The sequence below is a fragment of the Streptomyces otsuchiensis genome (assembly GCF_004305975.1).
GTDB lineage: Bacteria > Actinomycetota > Actinomycetes > Streptomycetales > Streptomycetaceae > Streptomyces > Streptomyces otsuchiensis.
In genome coordinates this window covers 1-1,368 of the sequence record NZ_BHZI01000528.1, presented here as the reverse complement: position 1 = coordinate 1,368, position 1,368 = coordinate 1, and the positions used below count along the sequence as shown (strand labels likewise).

The window sequence follows — 1,368 nt, the reverse complement described above, 5'->3', positions numbered from 1 at the left end:
GCGGCCACACGTTCAGCGAGTAGCAGCGCGCCGCACCACCGCACCACGCAGGATGACCGCCGTCGGGCGGTCGAGGACGCTCAGGTCCGTGCGCGGGTCGGTGTCGTACACCACCGCGTCCGCCGGGGCGCCGGGGACCAGGCCGGGCAGCCCGAGCCACGACCGCGCCGTCCAGGACGCGGCGGCGAGCGCGTCGTGCGGGCGCACGCCCGCCCGCACCAGTGAGCGGATCTCGTCCGCGATCCGGCCGTGGGGCCGGGAGTCCGTGCCGGCCAGGAGGGTGACGCCGGCCTCGACCGCCCGCACCACCAGCGCGGGGTGCGCGTCCGCGCCCCGCAGATACCACTCGCGCGGCGCGCCCTGGGGCGCGTGGGCGCGGATGTCCTCCGCCGGGGCCTGGACCATGGTGAGGGTCGGGGTGAAGGCGGTGCCCTGCGCCGCCATCCGGTCCAGCAGCCGGGGGTCCAGGCCCATGCCGTGTTCCAGCGAGTCCACGCCCGCCTCGACCGCCGCCGCGCAGCCGGACTCGTGCATGGAGTGCACGGCGACCCGGCCGCCGGCGGCGTGCACCGCCTCGACCATCGCCGTCAGGACGTCGACGGGGATGGCGTTGCCCTCGTGGACCCAGTCGGCGACGACCTTGACCCAGCCGGAGCGCCGCGCCTGCCCGGCCGCGGCCTCGGCCATCTCCGCGTGGTCGAGCCGCCGGGCCCAGCCGTCGAAGTACTGGCCGTGCTGGGTGATCCAGCGGCCGGCCCACCAGGCCCTGGGGAGTTCCGGGTCGGTGCCGAACCAGCTCGGCGGCTCCTCCGGGAGGCCCGGTACCCGGACCACGGTGACTCCGGCGTCCACATGGCGGCGCAGGTCGGCACGGAGCAGGGCGGTGTCGAACGGCGCGCCGTTCCCCTCGGCGATGCCGGGGTGGGTGTGGGCGTCGACCAGTCCCGGCAGCAGCCAGCCCTCGGCCACCGGTTCCGCGTCCGGCGCGGGGTCGGTGGTCCAGCGGTCCCCGTCGGCGCAGAGGTCGACGGGCTCGCCGTCGGGCAGGGCCCGGCCGCGGATCCGCACTACGGTCATGGCGTCGCTCCAGTGGTCACGGTCGTGCTGGTGGTCGCTGTCGTTTTCGCTCCGACCCGACGGGCGGGCGCGGGGCAGGATAGGGCCGGTGCGGTCACGGATGGGGCCGGTGCGGTCACGGATGGGGCCGGTGCGGTCACGGATGGGGCCAGTGCGGTCACGGCGTGGGCCGTTCACCGGGCGGCGGCCCGCCGCCGGTGCCGGCGGTCGCGTGCGCCGCGGACGGCGTGCGGGCCGGGGCGGCGGGGGGGGGGGTGGGTCTTTTAAACATCTGAAGCCGGCGGCGAAACT

General features: G+C 76.8%; 1 protein-coding gene. It reads right to left on the bottom strand.

Annotated features, from left to right (window positions below):
• Nucleotides 1-12: 12 nt before the first annotated feature.
• Complete coding sequence (locus tag E0D90_RS25660; RefSeq protein ID WP_130800298.1) at nucleotides 13-1,077, bottom strand: amidohydrolase family protein; 1,065 nt, start codon at nucleotides 1,075-1,077, stop codon at nucleotides 13-15.
• Nucleotides 1,078-1,368: the final 291 nt, after the last annotated feature.

Coding starts and splice junctions, on each gene's coding strand:
- E0D90_RS25660 (WP_130800298.1), bottom strand. CDS start 1,077: ATGACCGTAGTGCGGATCCGCGGCCGGGCCCTGCCCGACGGCGAGCCC.